Consider the following 25,430-nt stretch of genomic DNA (forward strand, 5'->3'; position numbering starts at 1 on the left):
TTTATTTTTTTGAAAGGAGGTGATATCTCTTCCTATTCTCTCATTTTCAGTCCCACATTCACCCGACACTCATGTCTTTGCTTTTCAATCCAAAATGTGAGGTGCAATAATGTCAAAGCCGTTTTCCAAACTAATTTTGAAGCCGCTTGTTGTAATTGTGCTCGTTACTACCCTGTTCATCATGCAAGTAACCGGGCTGGCTATGCCTGTGAATGCTGCCAGCACAGGTCAAATGATTTTCGACGTTACCACTGATAAAGCGATGTATAGTCCTGGAAACAGGGTTGAAATTCGCATTGACTTAAAAAACCGTATTGGACGTAATATAACTGGCGGCAGTGTAGATGTAAAAGCCAAGCATCTCGATAAACAAGTAGGCTCAACGATCAGCAGAACCTTTAATCTCAACAATAATGCAGATACAATTCTCGTTGTTGAGTGGACCGCCCCGTCTGTAGATTTCAAAGGATATTTAATTGAGGTCGACGTGAAAGACGCTGCTGGCGCATTGCTGGACTCCGACACGGTAGGCGTGGATATTTCTTCGAATTGGACAAAGTTTCCTCGTTATGGATATGTTTGGGATTTCAGACAAAACACAAATACGGCGCAACGAATTGATAAGCTTAAAAACTATCATATCAATGCCCTTCAATACTACGATTGGAAGTATCGCCATCACAAACCTGTCTCCGATAATCTCAATGTTTGGGACGATTGGAGCGGCAGACAAATTTACGGCGATACGGTACGCGGATATATTTCACAAGCAAAAGCCGTTAATATGGTTAACATGTCATACAACATGATTTATGCCGCTACAAGTAACTACCATTTAGATGGCGTCAAACAAGAATGGGCGCTTTATTATGCGGATGACAATCCGCGAGGAACTGGTCATTTTAGCTTCAAGATGGCAGATTCCACGCCAACTGGCGCAACCCACCTCTACTTCTTCAATCCTCGTAACAAAGAATGGCAAAATTATATTTTTGGTCAGACAAACAAAATATTCCAGAACTTTGAATTTGACGGCTGGCACGGAGACACGGTCGGCGAGTGGGGCAAAATGAAAACGTCAGACAACCAGACCTTATTCGTCAAAGATACGTATACCGAATTTCTTAACGCAGCCAAACAAGCCATTGGCAACAAATATCTCGTGTTTAATCCAGTTGGTGCGCAAGGTATTGAAAACGTAAATAGAAGTAATGTCGACGTGATTTATGCAGAGATATGGCCTTGGGACAGCGACAGTGAAGGCCAGCAATATAACACATATAATTCCCTAAAAAAAGAAATCGAGCAATCCCGACGGGAAAGCGGCGGCAAGTCACTCGTTGTTCCAGCTTATATGAGTTATGACTACGGCGAACAAAACCCAGGCCAACCTTTTAACACATCTGCCGTTCTGCTAACCGATGCAGCCGTCTATGCGGCTGGCGGATCCCGTCTGGAACTCGGCGACAATGGAAACATGCTAAGTAACGAATATTTTTCGGCACAGAATCTGTACATGACAGAAGATCTCAACAAGCGCATATCCAAGTTATATGACTTTATTGTCGCGTATGAAAACCTACTTCGCGATGGACAGACAGAAACGTCCAACCGTATTGAATTTACCAATCATTCGAGTAGTGCAAATGGGGATGCGAACAAAATTTGGGCCTATGGTAAAAAGGACAGTAAGTATGAGATTATCCAAATGATCAATCTGCTTGGCGTAAGTCAAAATGACTGGCGTGCTAATGACGGCAGGAAAGAAAAACCAACCCATATCTCGAACTTCGAAACCAAATATTATTACACAAACGACGTCAATTCGGTCTGGTTAGCTTCACCAGACGCTAACGATGGCCGCTCCCGCTCCCTTCCGTTCACAAAGGGCAGCGATGCAAACGGAAATTTCGTGAAGTTCACCGTACCTTCGCTGGAGTACTGGAACATGATTTATATGAGCGGTGAGTCATCGGGGCAAGAAAATCCAGAGGAACCGACGCCAACTGGCACGCTGATTAACGGCAACTTTGAAAACGGTTCTATCGGTTGGACCTTCACAGGAACAAGCGTGAACGGTGTGGATTCTAACGATGCCTATGCAGGCAGCAAATACTGGATCTGGAGCAATCAAAGTTATACAGGAAAGGTTTCACAGACGATTAACAATCTCAGCAATGGCACCTATACGATTCAAGCGATGGTCAAACAAAATAATGGAACACCAACGAATAGTCGGATGGAACTCACTGGTCATGGAGGTTCGGCCGTATATACCAATATACCTCATGGAAATGAATACGTGAAAGTCAGTGGAACAGTGACTGTCACCAATGGAACTCTAAATGTTGCATTCTACCAGGCTGCTCCTGGGAATACCAATCTACAAATCGATAATATTGAGCTTATACCTGGTCAAGTAACGAATCCCGGAACAGATCCAGAACCAGGACCCGGAACTACACCTACATCCATTCCACTTACCAATGCCGGCTTTGAAAGTGGGAATTTAAACGGTTGGACCGTCACAGGCACAAATGCTGGAGTAGATGGTTCTGACGTCAGCAACGGTCAGTTTAAATGCTACTTCTGGAGTAACAATGGCTATCAGCAAAAGATCGAGCAAACAGTGAACGGGCTTGCGAATGGTTCTTATACTGTGAATGCTATGGTCAAGCAAAGTACTGGAAACCCTACACTAAGTAGAATGGAGTTGTCCGGCTACGGTGGGAATATGTTATATGTCAACACACAGCACGGCAGTAATTATGTAAAATTAAGTAGTATGGTTAACGTAACGGATGGAAAACTTACAATTGCCTTTTATCAAGCAGCAAGCAGCAGTGCAAATCTTCAAATCGACAGCGTTGAATTAATTAAAATTTAATGATTATAAGCACTGAAGTCTTCTTCTAAGACTGAAGTGCCTTTTCTCTTACGATTTCATAGCAATTTGAATAGGTCATGTCTCCATCGCATAAGTGCTGAATGATTCAAATGATTCTATTATTGCCGCTTGAGAGCTACGATCGTTGTAAAAAAAGAGGCTATTCCTGAGTTAATTCTCAGGAATAGCCTCTTATTGACGATTACTTATATTATTTTTCGTTAGCCGCAAGCCATGCGTCAAGCTGCTTTTGCATTTCAGCTTTAACCTTATCTGCCCCTGCCGCCTTCAGCTTTTCCATATATTTCGGCAGTTCTTTTTCTGGATCCAAGAGGCCTGAGTTAATGCCTGGATCGTAAGTTTCACGAACGTTGCCAATCGCAATGATTTCATTTTTGACTGGCTCCGAATCGAAGATGAAACCAAGGATAGGAGATGGATTAGCCGATACTATTTCGTTAAATTCTGCGTAGTTCTTATATTTATCTGGATCTTCTCCAACGCGTGTCAGGTTTAGCATCTGGTTGCCGATTTGCCACATAATATCGTGATAATAACCAACATTATCTGTTGTCTTACCAGCAGGTAAATCCACTTGATTATTATTCAATACATAGTGTGTGCCCTCAATGCCAAAGTTAAACAGGGTCAGCAGCTTTGCATCTTTAAAGAACAAATTAATTAACATCATTGCACGTTCCGGATCTTCTGACGTTTTCGAAATTGCCTGCAAAGTTCCTGCCAGCTTATTCGTACGCAATGGGTCTACGTTCAACGGAATCTGAATTAATTCCATACCTACTTCCTTTGAACGGTTTGGCATTAGTGCCGGAGCTGCATTGTCTGCTACGATTTCCATATCGGCGCCTGCTACAGCAAACCCTGTACCTGCTTTAAGTTTTTGCCATCCGTTAACACCATCTGTATTGGAACCATCTTTGTTGATATAGCCAAGTTTCGCCCATTTGTTCATCAATTTAGCCATTTCAAGATATTCATCAGTTTCGTAATAGTTTACGATATTAAAATCTTTTTTGCTTAGTTGAAGACCAAAAGGCTCTAGTGGCATTTCCATTTTGCCCGAACGGAAGAATGCCTCCAATGGGAATGGTACACCAACCATTGGCGTAATGCCTGGCTCGTTCTCCTTAATCGTTTTAAGCATTGGCTCAAGATCAGCCAGATTTTTTGTTTCTATTAGTTTAGCTAGATCAAAGTTATACTTCTCAGCAAGGTCTTTACGGACGACAATTCCTTGCATACCTCCAAGTTCCTGATGCGTATGGATCCCGTACAACTTACCGCCGCGCATCGCTCCGCTGTGAAAATCTTTTTCCACTTTCTCGATATCCTCACCATACTGTTGCAGCAGATCATCCAAAGGAAGCAATCCACCTTTGTTAACTTGGTTATCAAAGCCAAGCCAAGTGGCCGTGAAAAGCGTATCGAATTTCTCATTAGAGGTTAGCATAAGATTAGTTTTATCACCCCATGCCCCCCAATCGATCGGATTCAGCTTTACGGTCATATTGAGTTCTGGATAAGTCTCTTTCAAGTAATCGTTCATTGCACTCTGGACGAGCCCGATATCTCTTTGTGTCCCGTCCGGATAGACCATGACGACTTCATACGGCTTTAACTCGCCAGCATCTTCGTTTGCTTCATTTGTTACTTCGTTATTTCCTTTGCTGCAGCCTGTGAAAACCAATGTAGCTGCTGTTACCATGGTCAATAATGGCACCCATTTGTTTCTTTTTTTCATACCCCTTGAACCTCCCATGTTTTGTTTACTTTCCTTATACTAAACCGGACAGGCCGGAATTAGCCTTTAACAGAGCCAATCGTCAAGCCTTTGACAAAATATTTCTGCAGGAATGGGAATACTAGCACCATCGGACCAATTGCAACCATCGCCATTGCCATCCTAATTGATTCCAATGGAGGTTGATTAACTTGATCAGTATAAGGATTGCTTGCCACTCTGGATAAAAATTGTATGTTTAATAGTGTTTTGTTCAAGAAATATTGTAAGCTGTATAGATCTGGCTTGTTAATGAAGACCAAACTGGTAAACCAGTCGTTCCAATATGAAATCGTAACTAGAAGACCTATGGTCGCTAGAACTGGAAGAGACAAAGGCAATATCATCTTAAAGTAAATTCGGAATTCACTAGCCCCGTCGATTTGAGCAGCCTCAATAAGTGACGGCGGAATACTATTCACAAAGAAAGTACGCATGACAAGCACATTAAATCCGCTAAGCAATCCAGGAACTATTAAGGCAAGTAAGGTATCTTGGATGCCGAGCATCCGTGTGTAAACCAGATACCAAGGCAGCAGACCGCCACTAAACAACAAGGTTAGGAACACATAAAACATGAAGACCTTCTGATATGGAAAATCAGAACGTGATACCGCATAGGCAAGCATCGAGGTGATCGCCAAGCTTATGAAGACACCAATAATCGTTACAAAAATCGAAACTCCATAGGCTTTAATGATAGGACCCGCTCCATTAAGCAAATAGATGTAAGCGGAGAAATCAAACTTCTCAGGCCAGAAAGAATATCCGTTTTTGATTAATGTTTTTTCTTCTGTTAGAGACACTACAAAGATGAGCCAAAATGGAATTAAACAGGCTAAGCTTGTAAGCAAGAAAAAGAGATTGATAACCGGATTTGTAGATTGTTTCATCGAATCACCCCTTAGAACAATGCATTCTCGTTGCTGAATTTACGCACGACCAGATTGACACTTAGTATTAATACGAACCCGACTACGGATTGAAGTAAACCGGCTGCCGAAGCAAGCCCTGTATCACCTGTAACAAGCAGAGCGTTATAAACATAAGTATCGATGACATCTGTTGTTGGTTTTAAAGCACCAGCAGCGAGTGTAGCTTGGTAGAAAAGACCAAAATCGGCATTGAAAATTCGACCTACAGCGAGTAACGTTAAGATGATAATGACAGGAGAGATTAAAGGAATCGTTATACGTGTCATTTGCTTCCACTTATTTGCGCCGTCAATTTTGGCCGCTTCGTAATACTCGGAGTCGATACCGACGATTGCAGCTAAGAAGAAAACCGTTAGATAACCAATGGATTTCCATGTATTAACCAAGACGAGAATGTAAGGCCAGTATTGTGGGCTGGTATACCACGAGATTCCCATTTTGTCCAAAGGCTCCAGAATGATCTTATTGACAAATCCAAGCTCCGGGTTGAGAAAACCATAAACCACATAACCTACGATAACCATTGATACGTAATAAGGCAGCAGCATCGAACTTTGATAAAATTTGACTAAGTACTTATTTTTAACTTCATTTAGTAACACCGCCATAAATACAGCAATAACTGTGTTGATGAGAATAAAAGCTGCATTGTACAACACAGTATTACGGATGATGACATAGGCATCGTTGCTCATAAATAGGAATTTGAAATTTTCAATTCCAACCCAATCACTGCCCAATATGCCTTTCGAATAATTCAAATCCTTAAAGGCCAAAAATATACCAAACATCGGAATATAGTTGTTAATTAGCAAGAAAAGCAATCCTGGAAGTGCCAAAACCGTCAATGGCCAGTACTTCAAAAAGCGCTGGAGCTTGCTTTTCCGCTTTATATCCAGGTTTCCATTCAATGCAGTAATATCTGCCATAATCCTCGTTACCCCTCTCTAGAACTGTTGCCCTATGAGATAATTTTACGATAAAGGGTCTATGGTCCCCCACCTCTTTTGTGACTTGCAGGTAGTCCATTTATGACTTGTTCTAGTATTAAATACTTAATGCTTAAGAATCACCATACCCATCGTTATAACCAAGCTGTTGCTTACGATAATCTTGCGGATTCATGCCATATAAACGCTTGAATACCTTTGAGAAATAAGAGAAGTTTACATACCCAATCGACTGCGCAACAGCACTAACTGTCATATTTGGTTGCTTCAATAGTTCTTTAGCTCGCTGCATTTTGAATTCGATTATATAATCGATCAAGCTTTTCCCTTTTTCTTTGCGAAACAATCGCGACAAATAAGCCGAATTAAGCCCTACATAAGCCGCTATATCTTCGCGTGATAGATCTTCTTCGACGTGGCTCTGTATATAACGAATGGCTTTATCGATGACATGCAGATCAACCTGCTCGACGAACACCACATTGATTACACCTTCAAATAACTGATTCGCCCAGCTTTGAAGCTGCTTCAAATTTCTAATGCCGGCAGAAGCCCATGCTGTTAATTCTGGAATTTGATGAATCCCGATCCCTTTCACATGAAGGAAGTGATAAACAATTTGTAGAATATCGTGAAAGAGCGACTCGATGACGGCTGCGTCGACCTGAGCTGCTGCAACGAGTCGCTTAATTGTAAAATCAAGTGCTTCTTTTAAATTTTCTTGATCCCCCATAAAGAGATAATGGCTCCACTCCGCTGCAGTTATCGGAATTTGAGATGATAGCGCCAAGTTTAATTTCAATCCAGCAGTCTGTTGATGCCCCCAAATGACGGACTGCCTGTCATTCACATTCATGCGCTCCAACTCCTGCAAATAGTCGCAAGCAGAAAGGATTTCCCCTAGTTCGACGTAATGCCCCATATAACAGGATGCCTGGCAATAGAAATATACTAGAATGACGTGAATATATTGCCGAGCCTTCTCTTCCCATGCCGCATGCTCAAGAATAGGGATACATCCAGCCTCACTTCCATAAACCAAGACAACAATCAAACCGTTCCTTTCCAACAATACATGTCCTGAATCATGATTAAGGAAAATTTCCTCAGCCGCTTTCTTAACTGCATATTCCATAATTTCCTTGTCCCTTTCATTCCAAGTCCGACGCCATTCTTCAATGCTAATGAGAATTGGATAGACGTAATGTTCGGGACTAAGAGGCAGTTGGGCGTCCTCAATAGCTCTAGCCAAAAAGTCGCCAAAGGACAGTACACGGCGAGAAAACAGATCACTCCAAAACTTTGCCGTGAGGATCGGTTGCTGCTTGTCCCAAAGAGTCTTATACTTAGTGAAAATCTCCTCTTGATTACGTTGCTTTCTTTTCTCCTTAATAATTCTTATCATCTCTTGAACCGAACTTAGCAGTTCATCTGTGTCAGCTGGTTTCAGTAAAAAATCAATACTTCCCAGTTGAATCGCTTGTTTCGCGTATGTAAACTCCGAGTGGCAAGTTAAAAAAAGAGCCTCAGTATCGGGATAGTGCGATTTAACCCAACCGAATAACTCCAGACCGGTCTCATCCGGCATTTCAATATCGCAAATCATCATATCAATCTGCTCCATTGCAAATATGTGCCGTGCTTCTTTGGCATGATTAGCAATAAAAATATTCGAAATGCCATATTCCGGCCAATTCAAGCAGTTACGGATCCCTTCAGAGGCGAATCTTTCGTCATCTACGATTAGTAGCGTATACAATGTCGCTCATCCTTTTTAGTTAATTTTGTTGATTGGCAATTTCATTTCGACTTTTGCTCCATGAGGCTTTGTATCGCTGAACTGAACGGAGGCCATCGCTTCACCGTACCGCATACTTAGCCGTTTCTTCACATTCCATATCCCAATATTGCCGTTTTCCATTCTAGGTTCATACATAACTGACTGAAGAGCATACAACTTCTCTTTGCCAAAACCCTTCCCGTTATCTTGCACAGTAATCCTCATCATGCTTTCATTCTGCGCTTCCATCTCTGCTATGATCGATAAAGAAAAGGGTCCATCCGATTGCAGACTGAAGCCATGAATCATCGCATTCTCTACAAAAGGCTGGACTATTAATGAAGGTATACATGTTAATTTAAGTTCTTCCGCAACAGTTACTTGAAATTCAAACGAATCTTGAAATCGCATTTTCTGGATTTCAAGATAATTTTCAATATGTGCCATTTCCTGCTCTAAAAGAATCGTGTCACTGTTGTTATGCATAGTGAATCTAAAGTAGCGGGTTAAATGGCGAACTGTTTTCTTAACCAAATCCACCCGATTTAATTCAGCAAGCTGAAAAACTACATTCATCGTATTCAAAAAAAAGTGCGGATTAATTTGGGACTGCAGTTGATTCAACTCGGCTTTTTGTGCTCGCAATTTCTCTTCATAAACATCTATTTTCAAATGGGTAACTTCCTCAACCATATGATTAAAGCTATGATAAATGATGGAGAAATCATCTGATTTTGACTCCGGTAAACGAGCAGTCATATCGCCTTGCTTAATTTTACGGATAACGGACAGCAACTGAAGAATTGGAACTAAGAGCAGTCTTCTGATCATAAACAGACACAGTAGTAGCAGGAAAAGCACCACGAACGGCATAAACGTCAGTATGATACGAAAATACTGTAAACCTTTAAGTAGTTCATTCTCCGGGATCATTACAACTAAGTTCAAATCCGATTTTTCAGAGCTTTCGCTGACGACCAGTAGTTTTTCTTGATCATTTTGGAACGTGAAAGAATTACTCGAAGTCAGTTTTTCTGCAGGAAGCTGAATCCCAACTCGGTTAGATATATTCGTTAAAATCTCTCCAGCTTTGGAAACAAACATGATTTCGCCACTATCGCCTAAGTCCATATTTTGGAATGGTCCTTTTAAACTATCGATATGAATCAGTGCTCCCATGTACACACCTCTTTCCATTTCATCACCTGATAATCGGAATAGGTATGTTTGTCCATCAATCACTAACGTGCTCCATGTATAGAGGTGCTTTTCCACTCGTTCTATATTCTGCATTAGAGTTGGTAACTGCGAAGTTATACTATTTTTATAAGGGATTGAAGCACCTTGAATTTCCGTCATTAGCAGCACTTTGTTAGGTCCGGAGTAAACAAAAAACAAATCCACGCTGCGAAAATAAGACTGGTAGGCTCGGTTCATATCTCGAACACCGATTTCAGCAAAATAAAGCTCCGTGTCCGATAAATTCGGCTCACCCAGCTTTAAGAAATGCTCATTTCTGTTTGTAATGTAGTACATGTTGGTACCGGCATCTTCCAAGCTTTTGTCCATCATCCGCAGATTGGAACTGATCAGGTTTCGATACCCTGCATCTGCTTGAGATAAAATAATATCCTTTGCATAGTTATTGATATAAATCAAGCCAAAAAGAAGCGGTGCGCTGATTGCGAAGAAAATGATGATGAGGCGAAAGCCTAATGATTGAGCTCTTAGTTGTTTCATTCAAATCCTCCGATGTCAACTTGAAGTATAATTGTTTATCCACAGTTGGAGTTTATCGAGTTTGTAAGTTCTGCGGTATTGGACTGGTGACATACCAACTTCTTTTTTGATTTTGGAAGATAAACTCGATGGTTTTTCAATTCCGGTTTTGATACATATTTGACTGATTGAATCTTCTGAGAAGCGTAAGAGGTCAAGCGCTTTTTCGAGACAAAGTTGCCCTACATACTTCATCGGTGTGATTTGCATGACTCGTTTGAATTCCTGGCAAAAATAATTTGGGTGATAGCCTACAGCGCTTGCGATTGCCTCTAACGATAATTCAGGATTCGAAAGCTCTTTTTCCATAAATTTAGTTGCAATCTGAATGGGCAATGAAGCTAGCTTTAACTTAACTGATTGGTTATAGTTACTCAAGACTAAACCTCCTCTTGCTCACTTTAAATGTGAAGACGAATGCAGCCATTCGCGGTATTGTGAAGGTGTTAGGTTAGTTATTTTCTTAAAAACACGGCTAAAATACTTATGGTCTTTAAAACCGGAATTCTCCGAGACTTCGTAAATTTTAAAATCGGGACAACTTAGTAATCGTTTAGCTTCTCCAATACGTAAATCAATCATGTAATCGATAAACCGTTTACCGGTATTTTTTTTGAACAACATTGAAAAATAACTTCGACTAACGTGAATATAATCCGCTACCTCCTGAAGTGTAATATCTTTTTTATAATGCAATTTTAAATACTCTTTGGATCTCTCAATTAACTGGCTCCCTAAGCTTACCATCTCATTATTATGAGCAGCATACGGACTAAGCAGTAATTTCAGCTCATCTAGTGTTTCTATCGCTCGAATTTTACTGAGCAAATCGGGAAGCATGGAGGATTGTCCAAAATAAAACAATTGATTAGTGATCATTTGGCCAGCTTCGCTTTTAACCTGTGCAGGAGTTCTACTCCCCTCATCCCACTGCTTGAATAAAAATGTAATTAGCGATGTCGAAGAGTGTATTTCCTCCGAGCGACCGGATAGAACCTTACTGCTCTCTCGCTCTGTTTGCTCCCCTTTTCCTCGCTTGTTTCCGATCAGACTGCCATGCCCACAAAAAAATCGATCCTCACTTAATGTTCTGCTTTTCAGGAATCCTTGAATCACTGGTTCATGAGCATCAATCATACAGTATCCAATAGATATACTCGTTTCAAGTTCGCGTCTAACCTGCTTTTGAAAACGTCTCAGCACAGTTTCTCTATCCCATTTAGATGGTATTATGGCAAAAATCGCATCCTCTTTCGCAAGAGTAGCAATTCCTTCCTGAAATTCGGCATAGAAAATGTCTTTTATTTGTTCTATTAAGTAAGCCAGATAAACGCTCCCTCTGCTGCGTTCCCAATCCGCTTTTCGATCAATCATAATGTACATACAATAATATGGCTCCATGAGTATTTTAAGAGAATACGATTGTGAATTCAGGGAACTAGTAAGCATACACCTAAGAGCGTGCTCATACTCTCTTTGCCCAGTTACAGCAGGGATACCCGCAGCGCTATTACTATCTTTATTCTCAAAAAGCCGACTATTCATCTGAAGCGCCTGAAACACCATGTTAACTCTACCTCCACACGTCTAATGTAGAAAAAGAAGCGTGACAGGTGATCTATTATAGATTCCTGTCACGCAAACTCATTACTTATCCGCAGTTTGCAACAGCTTATAGACGACCGTAGCAACTTCTGCCCTTGTTGACTGTCCTTTAGGCACAAAGCTTTGCTTCGTACGGCCTTGCATTAGTCCTTCCTTGGTAACAATCCCAATCGCATTCCTTGCCCATTTCGCAATCGAAGATGAGTCATTGAATTGGGAACTATCCTCAACAGACTCCGTTTCACCTAGACTCCATTGGTAGACACGGGATAAAATGACGGCCATTTCTTCTCTTGTTAACCGGTCATGGGGTGAAAATACTTCTTTGCTTCGACCATTGATCCAGCCTAACTGACTAGCAGTGTTTACCGCATCTTCAAACCAAGCACCTTTTGGTACATCTTTGAATCCTGATGCCACTTTCTCTTCAACGCCAAACGCATTTGTGAACATAACAACGAATTCTGCTCTGGTGGTCGCGTCCGCGGGTGCAAACGTTGTTTTGTTTTTACCCTTCACGATTTGCTTTGCTGCAAGAGCTTCAATGAATTTCCGTGCCCAGTGCGATTCTGCAACATCCTCGAAGCTCTTCTTCCATAACAGCGGGGCGTATTGACTAAAATGCTTTAAATCTGCTGTAAGGGTTGAGGTCGACGAATCATACACTCCCCCAACATACTCCCAAGCAAGCGATTCTTCATTCAAATAATAAATCCCAATCAAATCATTGTTCTCATTAGCTGACTCAATCTCAAATTTGATTTTTGCAGATTCTATAAAATTATCCTTTAACCAAGCAATCTCGGAACCGTTTTTAAAGCCTATCTTAAGATCCAGCACGTTACCTAGTGAGGTAAGTTCTGCTCCTTGCACAGCAACAGCTTGCTTCACCGCTCCCTCATATTGCTCCGAATTTCCTTGACCAATATGAATCACAATTTCGCCGCCCAGTTTGTCTGACTGGTTGCGGACCTGTTTCAGCAATGATGTCGGCAACTTCAATTCAAAACCTGGTTTTACTAATATGAGACCGCCCGCACCTACCAGTTCGTTACTGTTAAAAGGAAGATTTACGGTATGCTGTTTTTCATTTAGTTTTACGACAGTTTCTTTCTCGCCAGTGCTCAAATCCGATGCTTTCAGCGTCACAACTCCGTTATCCACAGGTGGAGTCGAAGGATTAGATGGAGCACCCGGGATACCTGGATTTGATTTCGTACCGCGATCAATAAACACCATATTCCAATATTCAAGCGATGGCATGTTGAATTCGAGGTTATTACCGTTCCACGTATAATTTAGCTCTTCGAACATTCCTCCATCTTTGTCAGGCGACGCAACATAAACCTTCAACTCAGGCCAAATGCTTTGACCAGCACCAACATCAAATTTAACCTTCAAATCGGAAAGTTGTTCCGGCTCGGTTGCTGCATTCCGCCAGTTTGCGTCATTATTTAATAGATTCACAAAATGAAGAACATCATAAGTCCCAAAACCAACCTCACCTGTTGTTTGGCGTGCGATCGCAAGGAGTGAATCCTCTGTGCCGTCCTTGCTTAACGGAATCGTGCTGCCGCTTTTGTCGGTCACGCTGATTGTTGCCTGGCTATTCAAGACGCTGTCGAAGAGTAAATTCTCATAAGCAGCATTGAATTTATAATAGTCTTTGAGCGTTTCCTTTAAAGAGGTTTTCATCTTCTTGCTTCGGTTCGGATAGTACTCATGCGCCAACATATTCGGGCCTTCCTCAATACGTTCTGCCGTCCCCAGTTCGATATGTGTCGCCCCGAAAGCCCCAAGTACAGCGTCCATTAAAAGGACAGACGGATCATTGAAAAAGCCAATAGTAAGTCCGCGTAAATCAATGGATCCCAAGCTATCCGCTTCATGCTTTAATGTGACTGTGTGCTTACCCTTGGAAAGGTATGGCACGATATAATAGATATCTTCGTCAAATGTAGTCGCATTACCCGTTGCTCGGAACCCGATTTCAGCTGTTCTCTTGCCGTCGATATACAACACTTTGCTAGCGGCAGCGCCGCTGTTTGCATATGAGAAAATCAGCGATGTTTCTCCTGCTTGCTCGATGTCGATATCGAAGTTGACTTCATCTCCGACATGCCCAAAGTTAAGTAGTACATCTTTATAAAGAATCATATCCGGTCTGCTGCTTGCCTTTTCTGCTTCCAGCCGAATGGTTCCTACTTTAACATAATCAAGCAGAATACCATCATCGTCATGTCCTTCCAGACGAATAGTAATTGTGTTAACGCCTTTCTGAAGCTGCACAGCAGGTGACTCGAGCGTTGCCCATTCTGCAGCATGATCAAAGCTGATATTCTGTATAAATTGATCATTTACATAAAGCGCACGTTTGGCTGCAAGTTCTGAAACGGCATTATTCTGATATCCCCACGAAAGTGCCGCTTCCTTTGCTTCGCTCATATGAACTTCGAAAGTAAGGAAATCATTTTCATCATCGAAGTCGGAGACAAAGCCTCTAGATATTTGAATAGTAGGAGAGAGCTCGGCTTCTTCCACCTCAAATTCACGTTTACCTACAATAACGCTGTCCAAGTTCAAATATTGTTGATCGGATGCAACAACCAGCTCAATTGTATGCTCACCTGCCGTCAGCTTTGCTGGCACAGTACGAATTGTCATACCGCCGCCCCAACCGCCTGGCGTTGCACCAAACGTTATCGCATCAGCCACTTTAATTCCGTCCACGAGAACATGAAATTTAGGATCATTCCCTGAGCGGTAACGGAATCCAATTTCATCCACCTCTTCGTCGGCATGCACGGTGAATGTTACTTTTTGACCTACAGAGCCATGGTTGTCTGTACGTCCCGGTTCCGCATTTACCGAACCTGTATTGGCAACAACAGGTTCCCATCCCGTTGTTCCGTTTTCGGCTTCGAATGTAATCTCATTGATGATGAATGCATCTACTACGAGTTGAGTTTCAGACTCAAATTGCAGCTCCGATTTCATAATCAACTCATGACTGATTGCATCTGAGACGTACACATTGGGAATAACAAGGGTGGTCCTATCATCAGCAGTTTCGAATTTAAAGCTACCAATCTTCTTACCGTCAAATACTATGCTTTGTTCAAGTGGTTCGCCTGGATTACGATAGCGAACATTTAGATCGTATACGCCTTTATTCCCGATACTGTTTAATTCAAGCTTTAGGAAATCTCCTTTCTGCCCTAGCTTATCCGCGTAGCCGATAACATCGACAATCGATTCTACAACCGCATTTCCGCCTTTCGTGACGCTACCTGCCTCTGCTTCTACAATGTTATTATCTACGGCAAGCTTGTCTAAGAGCAGCGGCGAACTTTGATTTACAGAAGGGATTAGCTTTAACGAATTGCTTCCAGCTTGCATGGAGACATTCACTGAGACTTCATTCCAATCTGCTGCTGGTTCCAATTCCAAAGGATAAATAAAGCCATTAACCAATAAGTTGTAAGCCGCTGCTTCTGCTGATCTATAAGTTAACTGTAATTCGGCTTCACCAGTTGTTTCGCGAGAGGTGGTCCAGGCAACAAAATCACCGCTTTGGCCAAATTCATTCAGCCATCCGATTCCTTTCTCTACGCCATTCACTCGAGTTTGACTTCCTTCGGCTTCCAATTTCTTGCCAATTGATAGAGCATGCACATTCAACCATGTATTTTCATTCTCTGCGGCAATCTCGATCGTATGCTCACCAGGCGCAAGCGTTACCGTATGCTCAATGTTTCCCCACCAGCCGTTATACCAGTCGTTAGCCGGGAGTGGCACAGTAACTGTATCACCGTCAATTGTCCATACGCTCGACTGAGCATTGCCTGTTCTGTACCATAAGCCAATCGTGTAATCAGCCGCTTCTGCTGTCGAGACAGTAAAAGAAACCTTTTTGCCAACTGCTCCGTTGAAATTGTCTGTTCTTACATCTTTATCTGTTGCCGAATTAACTTCTACCCCGCCAGCCAAGCTGACATGTTCGGAGTCATTGACTAATATACGTGATGAGTCTGTTAGAACTCCATCTAGGTTCAAATATTGACCATTCGTAGTTAAACTCAATCTCACAGTATTTGTCCCTGCTTTAACAGGAATCGAAACTGTCTTCCATCCCCATTTAGCCTTACCAGCTGTGTCTCCCCATCCCGCAGTGGATTCGAAAGCTATTGAGTCAGGTTGCAATTGACCATTAACAATCAAATTTGCTTGAGGTGCATTTTCGGTCGCATATTGAAAGGTAACTTCCTGTTCACCAGTTTCGCTAGTGATTAAGTCAAATTCCACGGAATCAGGAGCATGTTGTATATTCTTCACATATGCGGCCGACATGGAACCTGGTTTAAGTTCGATTTGTGCTTGTTTGGTCGCTTTCCAGCCGTTTACTGCTTTCTCAGCTTCATAACGCTGTGTACCGACTTGTAAGTAGTCAACCGTCATGCCGGTATCTGACTGCTGATTCAGCATGACTGTAACTGTATTTTTCCCTGCTCGCAGGGGTAAAGATAACGTTTTACTCTTTTTGAAAGTTTCCCATCCTCCGGTTGGAGGGAAGGCCACGTTCTCACTTATTACTTCTCCATTAACTAGAATATCTCTAGTAACTGCATTGGAGGCGATACCATAATTGAAATAAGTGGAATAGGTACCTTCCGCCTGCACATCCACTTCAAAGGTGACATAGTCCCCTTGTGTTTCAAAGAAAAACACATTTCCGAATCGGTCTACACGACAGCTTACTAGCTCCGCGTATTCAGCTTCATATTCAGTGAGACTATCATTCCCACTTGCGATCAGACTATCGACATTAAGCCATAAACCCGTCGTGTTCAATTGCAGCATAACCTGATTTTCGCCTTTATTGAGACCAACTTGCACCTTCTTCTCCGCAATCGGGTTTCCCCACCCCGTGTTCTCATCAAAGTCGATATCTTCAGCAGCAACCGATCCGTTCACAGACAATTTACCTGATGGATTTCCTACAGCGTTCCCATGCCCATATAGAATGGATAGATCATAAGTTCCAGCTTCATCCGCATTGACAGTCCAGATAATTTTGTCTTCGTTCGCAATGCCAAAATCTCCAATCCAGCCAGCAATGCTGTTAATACGCGATTTGAAATCTACAGTAGCTGGCAGATCCGGAACAGCCGTAACCGGGTATTGGTCTCCTACTGCTTGTCGGTAGTTCATATATCCGGCAATCACTTTCGCTTTATTGCCATTCTTTTGCTTGGTATCTTCAATGATTTTGATAAGATCACGGTAATTATTTCGATTCTCCCATACCTCACTGTAATCAAAATCCGTCTTGGTATTTGGATTCGGCACATCCGCATACTCCTGATTACCGCCGACCATGTTGAATGTGACAAAATCCTTGTCCGTATTGTTTATCGTAAGAGCATCTTTTGTAGCATTAATTAACTTATCATAGTCTTTGGAGTAGTAACGCTTAATCCCATCGTAGCTATATAAAAAGTCGTTATCGTTAGCGCCCCATTGGTCAAGATGAATGCCATCAAAGTTGAAATCATTAATTGAGCGGTTGAATTCTTTGGTAATATAGTCAAGCCACTCCTCATTACCCGGATCCTGCAAGTAGAGACCTGTGTTAACCCAATCAAAGTAAAAGCCGTTCTGGTATTGAATGGGATCAGGATTCGGGAAGACCGCGTTTTTGTTATAAAGCCCCCATTCTGGCTTCACACCATAATCCTCATAGTTTTCACGTGCAGCATAATTCATCTGATAGGCCATTGCTGCAGCTCCATATTTCTGGGCTGCTTCTATTTGTTGCTTAATTGACATCGGTGATACTGACTTTCCAAGCAAATCCGAATACGTTGTATTCTCATCGAATGGAGCAGTTACAAAATTCCCGTTTTCATCCACAACCGGTTTTGTCCGCCCATCCTGTTCATCCACATAGGTTTGGGAAATGACGGAAACATCATGACGCCACATCCAATCGTAAAACTGATAACCGTTGATGAAGTAGTCTTGCGAAAGTTGTTTGAGCTTCTCTTCACTTTCTGCCGAAGTTTCCTTTGGAAATTCTGATGAATACCCGTAACGTGGAAACTGCGTCCAATCGCTAGAAACGTCTAAGGCAGATGTTTTGAATGATTCTGGTTTACCCTCCACATAAGCTTTAACCAAATAGCCTCTAAAATCCGTTGCAGGGGGCTGCCAGGTCATAACCAAGTCCGATTTCGTGTTTTCCAAAACCGATATCGCACGTGATACGGTTCCCATCAACTTTGATGCAGAGTAGAACTCTAGAATCAACTTGCCACTCCAGCTTTGACTTTCATCAATAGAAAATGTGAAGTCCACTTCTTCTCCCGGCTCATAGCGTGCTTTACCGACTGTAATCTTGCTTATCGGCTCGTCAGGAAGTGCTACGGAATTTTGTGAAACTATATCAATTATTTCAGGGGCACTAGTATTCGCATACGAGGGTAAACCAGGGAATGCAATGGACTGCACGAGAATTGCTGCAAGTATCGATTGGCTTAGTTTCTTTCTTATCTTGTCCGACATGTTGACTTTATGACCTCCTTGGATAATAAAAATCAAAATAACCTGAATTTAAGACAAACTCTCCGAAACCGCTTTCAAGATGAAAACACATAAATATCAGAAAACTTTCACATAACACCCGCCTTTCTAATCTGACTATTTATCTATTAGAAATTCGCGTCTTAAGCAAACAAAACTAGACGCTCGTTCTAAACAAAAAAGAGTCACGTAACCGGTTACGTAATGGAATAAAAAAAATCTCAATTGTGAAAAATCAGATGTCACATTGAGAACGTAACCGGTTACTGAATAGAAAAGATAAAAGCAATCACGAATTTCGTGCTTGCTTGTTATTTTCATTTCCATTTACGCACACTTTGTCTTTCCACAACTCCATGTGATATTATGCTGCTCTCGGCAATTTCGCCAGACTCAATACTTGAGATAAGTTTACCGCACGCCAAATTGCCCATCTCAAAGAGTGGTTGGTTAATGGTTGTCAAGGACGGAATCACCATTTCGGATAATCTTAAATTATCATACCCAATGATTGATATGTCATCTGGGATTCGGAACCCTTTATGGATGGCATAATTCATGGCGCCTATCGCCATCTCATCGCCTGCTGCGAATACTGCCGTAATGGAACTTGATGATGCTAGCAAGCTCTCCATGGCGTTAGCTCCGCTTTCATAATGGAAATTTCCGTAAACGATATTACTTTCTATAAACGGAATTCCATAGTGCGAAAGTGCATCCTTATATCCTTCCTGTCTGGGGATGCCCGCAATGATGTCTTCTTTTGTCCCACTGATCATGCCAATATTACGATGTCCTTGCTTAATTAAATATTCTGTGGCATCGTAGGCAGCCTGCTTATCGCATATTTTAACGAAAGGGATACCTGGTCGATTCGTTTCTGAAGCTAGAAGCACGATAGGAATTTTCATCGCTTCGATAACTGAAGCATACTCATCCTTTAATGCTTCGCTAACAAAAATAATACCATCCACCTGTTTTTCACGCAGCACTTGCAAATACTTTAACGTCCGTTTACCATCCGCTGATGTGTTGCAGACCAAGACGCTGTAGTCGCGTGTTTGCGCTAACTCTTCTACACCACGTAAAACAGCAGTTGAAAATTCAGTCGATACATCTGGAAAAAGCACCCCGATCGTTCGCGTACGCTTGTTGGATAAGGAACGCGCGATACCATTAGGCTGATAACCCATTTCATCAATTGTAAGAAGTACCTTTTTCTTTGTCTTCTCTGAATAGCCTTCAAGTCCATTCAGAATTCGCGATACGGTCGCTACAGATACGTTAGCTCTTTTGGCTACATCCCTAATGGTAAACGTCATTGCAGATTCCTTCGTTTCTTCAATACAGTATTATGTAACCGGTTTCGTAAATTATAGCCTTTGTTTGACAAAGTGTCAATACAACACTCCTTTTAACATTTATAGTAAAAATGGCACAACAAGCACTTACGGTCTTAGCAGTGATACCAAAAGTCCAGATCTGTATATAGGCCTGAAAATTCTGCTGCGAAGCGGGAGAGAAGCGACTGTTACCGAAACGCAGCAGAAGATGATCAAAAGAATATTAGAATAAAATCGGACGGACTCCAATTGAAGTACGTGGGAAGATGAAGCATTAGCTTCCAACGGATTCCCGTCTTGTCACCTTTCGGACAGCTCTATTGTCTAGCTCACGTTGTAAGGCATCACGATCTCCCAAGACCGCATCCGGAATGGCATCCTCCAGTTTGTCCTCCATAAGTCGCAGCGGTTTAAATGTAAAGCCAACGGTTGACCAAACCATGACAAGAGCTCCTGCGCAAATAAGCATTAATCCAATTCCTCGCCCTTCGCCTGAGCCAATGTAAGGACCTAGCAGACTGGCAAGCTCACTGCCGTTGGCCATGGCGGGAGCAAACACTGAATCAGCCATTACCCCTGCCAATAAATAACCAAGCGGCATACTGGACATGGCAATCATTTGGTTCGTTGCCAGCACTCTGCCTTGAAGCTCTAGTCCCACTTTGGTTTGAATAAGAGATTGCCAATGAGCGTTGACCAAGGTAACAGAAAACCAGATTCCGATAACCCCTATACCTGTCAACCAAATATTTGGTTTGATACCAGTCAGCAGCATGAAGAAGCCTTCCATAATAACAAACCCAACCATACCGGTGGCCCGCCTCTTTGTCCCCCCCCATAAGCTCATGAGCAGCCCACCAGCCATTGCGCCAATTGCTCCCATCATGGTAATGGTGGCCAATTCACCTGGCGTGCCAAACGAAAGGATTAAAGGCTGAATAAGGACTGTGGCGAAACCGAACAACACGTTGCCTACGAAGAAAAAACCGACCATATATAGCATACTGGATCTCTTCATAATCCGGTCTTGCATCCGATATGGAGGGCAGCGCGCTTCGATCAATCTTACCGCTCATTAACACAGGAAACATGTCTATATACATTACTCTGGAAGGGACCATATAAGAAGGTAGCTTCCGCTCAGTGTAGCTGCGCAGTTCACCGATGAGAGGCTTATTGTTACCTATGGTTTGAATATAAGCCGCAATTTGCCGATTCTCTTGCTCGTCTTCTAGAACTTTGGCTACAACCTCTTTGATATAAGGATGTTCACGCAGTACAGCTTCCAGCTCCCCTAGCTCTATCCGCATGCCTGCCAGTTTAATCTGATTGTCATTTCTACCTCGCCACTCTAATCTCCCCTTCTGATCAACACGCACAAGATCTCCGGTTTTATATAAACGATTACTACATTCATCTGAAAAAGGATTAGTAATAAAGCTCGCTTCCGTTTCTAAAGGAGCATTCAAATATCCCCGTCCTAAACCAACGCTGGAAATATAAAGTTCCCCTGTTTCACCAGCAGAAACTTGCTGCCTCCGCTCGTTAAGAATGTAAATTCGGCAACCAGCCATAGGCTCTCCAATCCATACCGCATCATCTTCCGGTGAGCACTGTCTTAACGTTGCGCAAACCGTGACTTCCGATGGTCCATATGCATTAATGAAATTGGTTCTAAAACTCCAATAATGAATTAGCTTGAGACTGCATGCTTCTCCTGCGGAGATAAGTGTCTTCAGTCCAGGCAGTGGTTTCAATGGCAAAGTATTCAGTACCGAAGGCGTCAACGTGACAACCGTAATGCGATGCTCAACCATCGCTGCGTACAGCTCTTCACCAATAAGCATCTTGTTATGTGGAAGAAGAACTAGCGTTGCACCGACGATTAAGGTCGTTAATATTTCTGATACGGAGGCATCGAACGAAAGCGATGCAAATTGCAGTACACGATCCTCCGGTGTTAAATGGAATGCTTCTATTTGTGCATTGACCAAATTCGGAATCCCGCGATGTTCGATCATAACACCTTTCGGCTTCCCTGTTGAGCCCGATGTATAGATCAGGTACGCTAGATCCGACTCTAGGATTGGTTGTTCATTAATCAGTTTTTCACTTTCCTTAATAGTCAAGCTATCGAGGTACAGTATCTTCTCCGGATTGCTTACTTCTTTAATTCGGAGCCTATACTCTGAAGTGGTTAACACCCATTCCAGGTTCGTATCGTTCAGAACAAAAGATATTCTTTCGTCCGGGTAATTCGTCGAGATGGGTAAATAGGCCGCACCCGTCTTCCATATTGCTAAGATAGCAATGACCGTCTCAGGAGAGCGTTCCATAAAAAGGCCAACAATGGTCTCACGACCAATTCCCCTTATTCTCAGTTGTTTAGCAAGCTGCTCTGCTTCATCATTTACGGCAGCGTATGTGTAATTTCTGGTTGCGCTCTCGAGACAAACTTTTTCTCTGTATCTCTCTACTGTCTCTTCAAATCTGCCGATAATTGATTTAAACCCCCTGTCTTTCGACTCTTTTCCACTAACATTTATCATAACATCACCACCTCAAGAAATAGCCCGGTCGGCTTTCTGTACCGTTGCAAAGTAGAGTATATGCTTCTAAGTCAATCAATTCAACGCCATATTTTACATAAAGTTCTATAAAAATAAGATTCTTCTTATTTATACACAAAAAAAGAGTAGAATCGATGACGACTCTACTCCTGTAATTTTAAGATTATCCGGTATGAATTATCCCTCGTATACTTATATGTTTGCTATGATACACATGTTATTCCTAAAATCGATATACTCTCGCTTCAAACGGTTGAAACGATACGTCTGCGGACAATAACTCCTCAGCTAATGTATAGTTAGAAATCATGAGTACGCCTTTTGCTAAATCTTTATCTCTTAAAGCATCCTGAGGAATTTTAAATTGCACCTTATCATCCGAAAAGTTTAACAGAACGAGCAAGCTTTCCTCACCATACGTTCGCAGATAAGAATAAACCTGCTCATGTTCTTCCGCAATAATCTTATAGTCACCATAAATCATAATTAGATGCTGCTTGCGCAGTTCAATCAATCGTTTGTAATAGTGAAAAATTGAATCTGGATCTTGCAGGGACTCTTCTGCATTGATATATGTGAAATTCGGATTTACACCAATCCATGGCACACCGGTAGTAAACCCGGCTTGTTGGTCAGCGCTCCACTGCATGGGTGTTCGACCGTTGTCTCTCCCTTTGGCATATATCGACTCCATAACCTGCTTTTGCGGTAAGCCATTTTCGATCACTGCCTCACGATAGTAATTATGCAGTTCCACATCCCGGTACTCTTCAATGGTTTCAAATTTAACATTTGTCATGCCTAACTCTTCACCTTGATAAATATACGGTGTCCCTTGCAAAGTATGCAGGAACGTAGCCAGCATCTTTGCCGAAGCCTTGCGATATACGGTATCATCCCCAAACCGAGAAACCATACGCGGCTGATCATGATTATTTAAGTATAAACTGTTCCAGCCTCTATTATTTAGTCCGTATTGCCACTTATTTGTAACTTTCTTTAAATCCTCCAAACGCCATTGCTTTAAATTCCATTTGCCACCTTCTGCCGAATCGATATCCATCGTCTCGAAATGAAACACCATATTCACAGCATGATTTTCCGGATCCGTATAAACTGCTGCAAGGTCTGTCGGCACACCGGGCATTTCACCGACAGACATGGCATCATATCGTGACAGCGTCTGCTCGTTCATTTCCTTCAAATATTCCTCTAAACGCGGACCGCAAAGAAAAAAGTCCCCCCCCCAAGCATAACGATCTCCGCCAGGAGCACTTGGAAGTCCATCCACCTTAGAAATACAGTTAATTACGTCCATCCGGAACCCATCTATTCCTTTTTCCAGCCAAAAATTCATCATATCATAGACTTCGCGACGCAATTTAGGATTTTCCCAGTTTAAATCCGGTTGTTTTTTGGTGAACAGATGAAGGTAGTACTCTTCCGTAGTCTCATCATACTGCCATGCGGAACCACCAAAGAACGACAACCAGTTATTTGGTTCCTCGCCATTCTCACCTGGTGGTCTCCATATATAATAATCACGATAGGGGTTATCCTTAGATTTACGTGACTCTTGAAACCAAGCATGCTCATCCGAAGAGTGGTTAACAACTAGGTCCATAATCAATTTGATGCCGCGATCGTGCAGGCCTTGCAGCAAAGCTTCCCAATCTTCCATACTTCCAAACTCGTCCATAATTGATCGATAGTCACTAATATCATAACCGTTATCGTCATTTGGAGATTTATACACTGGACTCAGCCATACAATTCCAATACCAAGTTCCTTCAAATAGTCCAATTTGCTGATGATTCCTTGAAGATCACCTATCCCATCCCCATTACTATCCATGAAGCTTCGTGGGTAAATTTGATAGACAACATTCTCTTGCCAGAAAGCACCCGTGGCGTTCATTATGTTTCCTCCTCTTTTATTACACCTACATAAGTTTATAGAGGAGATTAAACATTAAACACCTTTATTATTATGAATAACAAATACAAAAATGAGTTGACATTTTTAAAATCACATTATAGATATCATTGAGAGCGTAAACTATCTTGTTTAAATAGATAAATAGTAAAAGGAAGACCTTTTCTTGTAGAATGAAGTCACCACAACACCATTCACAGAAAAGAGGCCTTCCTTATGAATCATTACGTCAGATTTAGTCCAAGCTCTAGTCACAAAGCAGGATGTGATAGAAGTTTTTCGCTCTCACCTGGAAGTGGCCTTGAATCATTTGCTAGAAACAGAATTAACGGCGTTTCTAGACTATGAAAAATACGACCGTTCGGCCGTGTATTCTGGAAATTCACGTAGTGGTAGGTATACTCGTGCACTGCATACCAAATATGGTGACCTGCAAATCAACATCCTACGAAATCGCAATGGTGAGTTTAAGCAGCAGACTGTAGCTCCCTACAAGCATATCCGTTATTACAATGTTTATCGCTACACCGAACAACTAAACGGCTTATCCCCAAACGAATATCGACGATCAGCCTAACAAAGAATAATCCCCCTTCACCAAGGGGGATTATACATACAGATGTTTTTGTTTTTTTTAAAATGTCTACTTGAGGGGGTCACTTCATTGCGTTTTCCCGCCCAACTTTTATACTAGGGTTTTATTGGTCAACCCCATTCGGATCTCTATTTGACTTTGTTCTTTGCAAACTCCAGGATTTCCAACACTGCTTCATTTGGAAGCAATTTAATCAGATTATGCAGATCATGCTTTGATTGATCAAGTACTGATTTGTTTCCAGTAAGATCCTCATCATATCCCTTAAGTAACCAATTGAAACTCACATTAAATCGTTCATGTATTGAAACCAATGTCTCTATAGATGGGTTGCAATTACCTTGTTCAATATCACTCAATGTTCCTTGAGATACTCCGATCAGTTTGGAAAACTCAACTTGAGTTAATTCAATCTGTTTCCTCAACTTCTTTATGTTCTCCCCTACGTTACTCATTGATTCACCCACAATTTGATCGGAAAGTGCTAATTCATATTCAAAGGGAACAAGGCACGTTACCTTGAATTGGCACTTTCCGAAAAAGGAGATTATTAAATCGCAATCTTGGAAGAAGCCTTGATATATAAGGACTTTTTGTATTTTTAGCTCAAAACTCAGTGACAAATCATCTGGTTTCTTGTGACATTAGTACGTATCATGTGTGACAA

14 protein-coding genes and 1 pseudogene are annotated in these 25,430 nt (G+C 41.9%); 2 read left to right on the forward strand and 13 right to left on the reverse strand.

Going from position 1 to position 25,430, the window contains the following annotated elements; translation table 11 throughout:
• Positions 1–109 precede the first annotated feature (109 nt).
• Positions 110–2,887 carry a glycoside hydrolase family 66 protein gene (locus AC6ESP_RS20540; protein WP_497098608.1) on the forward strand — a complete coding sequence of 926 codons (2,778 nt, stop codon included), beginning with the start codon at positions 110–112 and terminating at the stop codon, positions 2,885–2,887.
• A 211-nt stretch (positions 2,888–3,098) separates the two neighbouring features.
• Here the strand turns inward: AC6ESP_RS20540 and AC6ESP_RS20545 are convergent, their stop codons facing one another.
• The 12 genes from AC6ESP_RS20545 to AC6ESP_RS20600 form a co-directional block, all read right to left on the reverse strand.
• Entirely contained in the window at positions 3,099–4,649 is a 1,551-nt protein-coding gene (locus tag AC6ESP_RS20545) for an ABC transporter substrate-binding protein (RefSeq protein ID WP_497098609.1), read from the reverse strand.
• A gap of 59 nt (positions 4,650–4,708) precedes the next feature.
• On the reverse strand, positions 4,709–5,581 hold the full coding sequence (locus AC6ESP_RS20550; RefSeq protein WP_497098610.1) for a carbohydrate ABC transporter permease: 873 nt from the start codon (positions 5,579–5,581) through the stop codon (positions 4,709–4,711).
• Positions 5,582–5,592: 11 nt separating this feature from the next.
• Positions 5,593–6,552, reverse strand: coding sequence for an ABC transporter permease (locus tag AC6ESP_RS20555; RefSeq protein WP_497098611.1), 960 nt, complete (start codon positions 6,550–6,552; stop codon positions 5,593–5,595).
• A gap of 133 nt (positions 6,553–6,685) precedes the next feature.
• Positions 6,686–8,332, reverse strand: a complete 1,647-nt coding sequence (locus tag AC6ESP_RS20560) for a response regulator (protein WP_497098612.1) — start codon at positions 8,330–8,332, stop codon at positions 6,686–6,688.
• 15 nt (positions 8,333–8,347) lie between these two features.
• Positions 8,348–10,093, reverse strand: coding sequence for a sensor histidine kinase (locus AC6ESP_RS20565; RefSeq protein ID WP_497098613.1), 1,746 nt, complete (start codon positions 10,091–10,093; stop codon positions 8,348–8,350).
• A gap of 15 nt (positions 10,094–10,108) precedes the next feature.
• A complete protein-coding gene (locus tag AC6ESP_RS20570) occupies positions 10,109–10,510 on the reverse strand; it encodes a helix-turn-helix domain-containing protein (protein WP_497098614.1) in 402 nt (133 codons plus the stop codon).
• A gap of 18 nt (positions 10,511–10,528) precedes the next feature.
• On the reverse strand, positions 10,529–11,698 hold the full coding sequence (locus tag AC6ESP_RS20575; protein ID WP_497098615.1) for a helix-turn-helix transcriptional regulator: 1,170 nt from the start codon (positions 11,696–11,698) through the stop codon (positions 10,529–10,531).
• Positions 11,699–11,779: 81 nt separating this feature from the next.
• Positions 11,780–18,301, reverse strand: coding sequence for a glycoside hydrolase family 66 protein (locus tag AC6ESP_RS20580; RefSeq protein WP_497098616.1), 6,522 nt, complete (start codon positions 18,299–18,301; stop codon positions 11,780–11,782).
• 335 nt (positions 18,302–18,636) lie between these two features.
• Positions 18,637–19,641, reverse strand: a complete 1,005-nt coding sequence (locus AC6ESP_RS20585; protein ID WP_497098617.1) for a LacI family DNA-binding transcriptional regulator — start codon at positions 19,639–19,641, stop codon at positions 18,637–18,639.
• 295 nt (positions 19,642–19,936) lie between these two features.
• Complete coding sequence (locus AC6ESP_RS20590; RefSeq protein ID WP_497098678.1) at positions 19,937–20,680, reverse strand: MFS transporter; 744 nt, start codon at positions 20,678–20,680, stop codon at positions 19,937–19,939.
• On the reverse strand, positions 20,565–22,211 hold the full coding sequence (locus AC6ESP_RS20595) for a non-ribosomal peptide synthetase (RefSeq protein ID WP_497098618.1): 1,647 nt from the start codon (positions 22,209–22,211) through the stop codon (positions 20,565–20,567). The genes AC6ESP_RS20590 and AC6ESP_RS20595 overlap by 116 nt, the downstream gene beginning before the upstream one ends.
• A 244-nt stretch (positions 22,212–22,455) precedes the next feature.
• Positions 22,456–24,150, reverse strand: a complete 1,695-nt coding sequence (locus AC6ESP_RS20600) for a glycoside hydrolase family 13 protein (RefSeq protein WP_497098619.1) — start codon at positions 24,148–24,150, stop codon at positions 22,456–22,458.
• 234 nt (positions 24,151–24,384) lie between these two features.
• On the opposite strand from AC6ESP_RS20600, the pseudogene AC6ESP_RS20605 reads away from it, so the two are divergent.
• A pseudogene (locus AC6ESP_RS20605) lies at positions 24,385–24,664 on the forward strand (transposase); the annotation flags it as partial.
• A 227-nt stretch (positions 24,665–24,891) separates the two neighbouring features.
• Here AC6ESP_RS20605 and AC6ESP_RS20610 read toward each other — a convergent pair.
• A complete protein-coding gene (locus AC6ESP_RS20610) occupies positions 24,892–25,218 on the reverse strand; it encodes a helix-turn-helix domain-containing protein (protein ID WP_497098620.1) in 327 nt (108 codons plus the stop codon).
• Positions 25,219–25,430: the final 212 nt, after the last annotated feature.

The organism is Paenibacillus xinjiangensis, assembly GCF_059686975.1.

Excerpts from the sequence above, each read along its gene's own strand:
- AC6ESP_RS20600 (WP_497098619.1), bottom strand. The coding sequence starts at position 24,150 with ATGAACGCCACGGGTGCTTTCTGGCAAGAGAATGTTGTCTATCAAATT.
- AC6ESP_RS20565 (WP_497098613.1), bottom strand. The coding sequence starts at position 10,093 with ATGAAACAACTAAGAGCTCAATCATTAGGCTTTCGCCTCATCATCATT.
- AC6ESP_RS20550 (WP_497098610.1), bottom strand. The coding sequence starts at position 5,581 with ATGAAACAATCTACAAATCCGGTTATCAATCTCTTTTTCTTGCTTACA.
- AC6ESP_RS20580 (WP_497098616.1), bottom strand. The coding sequence starts at position 18,301 with ATGTCGGACAAGATAAGAAAGAAACTAAGCCAATCGATACTTGCAGCA.
- AC6ESP_RS20540 (WP_497098608.1), top strand. The coding sequence starts at position 110 with ATGTCAAAGCCGTTTTCCAAACTAATTTTGAAGCCGCTTGTTGTAATT.
- AC6ESP_RS20545 (WP_497098609.1), bottom strand. The coding sequence starts at position 4,649 with ATGAAAAAAAGAAACAAATGGGTGCCATTATTGACCATGGTAACAGCA.
- AC6ESP_RS20575 (WP_497098615.1), bottom strand. The coding sequence starts at position 11,698 with ATGGTGTTTCAGGCGCTTCAGATGAATAGTCGGCTTTTTGAGAATAAA.
- AC6ESP_RS20595 (WP_497098618.1), bottom strand. The coding sequence starts at position 22,211 with ATGATAAATGTTAGTGGAAAAGAGTCGAAAGACAGGGGGTTTAAATCA.
- AC6ESP_RS20585 (WP_497098617.1), bottom strand. The coding sequence starts at position 19,641 with ATGACGTTTACCATTAGGGATGTAGCCAAAAGAGCTAACGTATCTGTA.
- AC6ESP_RS20590 (WP_497098678.1), bottom strand. The coding sequence starts at position 20,680 with ATGAAGAGATCCAGTATGCTATATATGGTCGGTTTTTTCTTCGTAGGC.
- AC6ESP_RS20610 (WP_497098620.1), bottom strand. The coding sequence starts at position 25,218 with ATGAGTAACGTAGGGGAGAACATAAAGAAGTTGAGGAAACAGATTGAA.
- AC6ESP_RS20555 (WP_497098611.1), bottom strand. The coding sequence starts at position 6,552 with ATGGCAGATATTACTGCATTGAATGGAAACCTGGATATAAAGCGGAAA.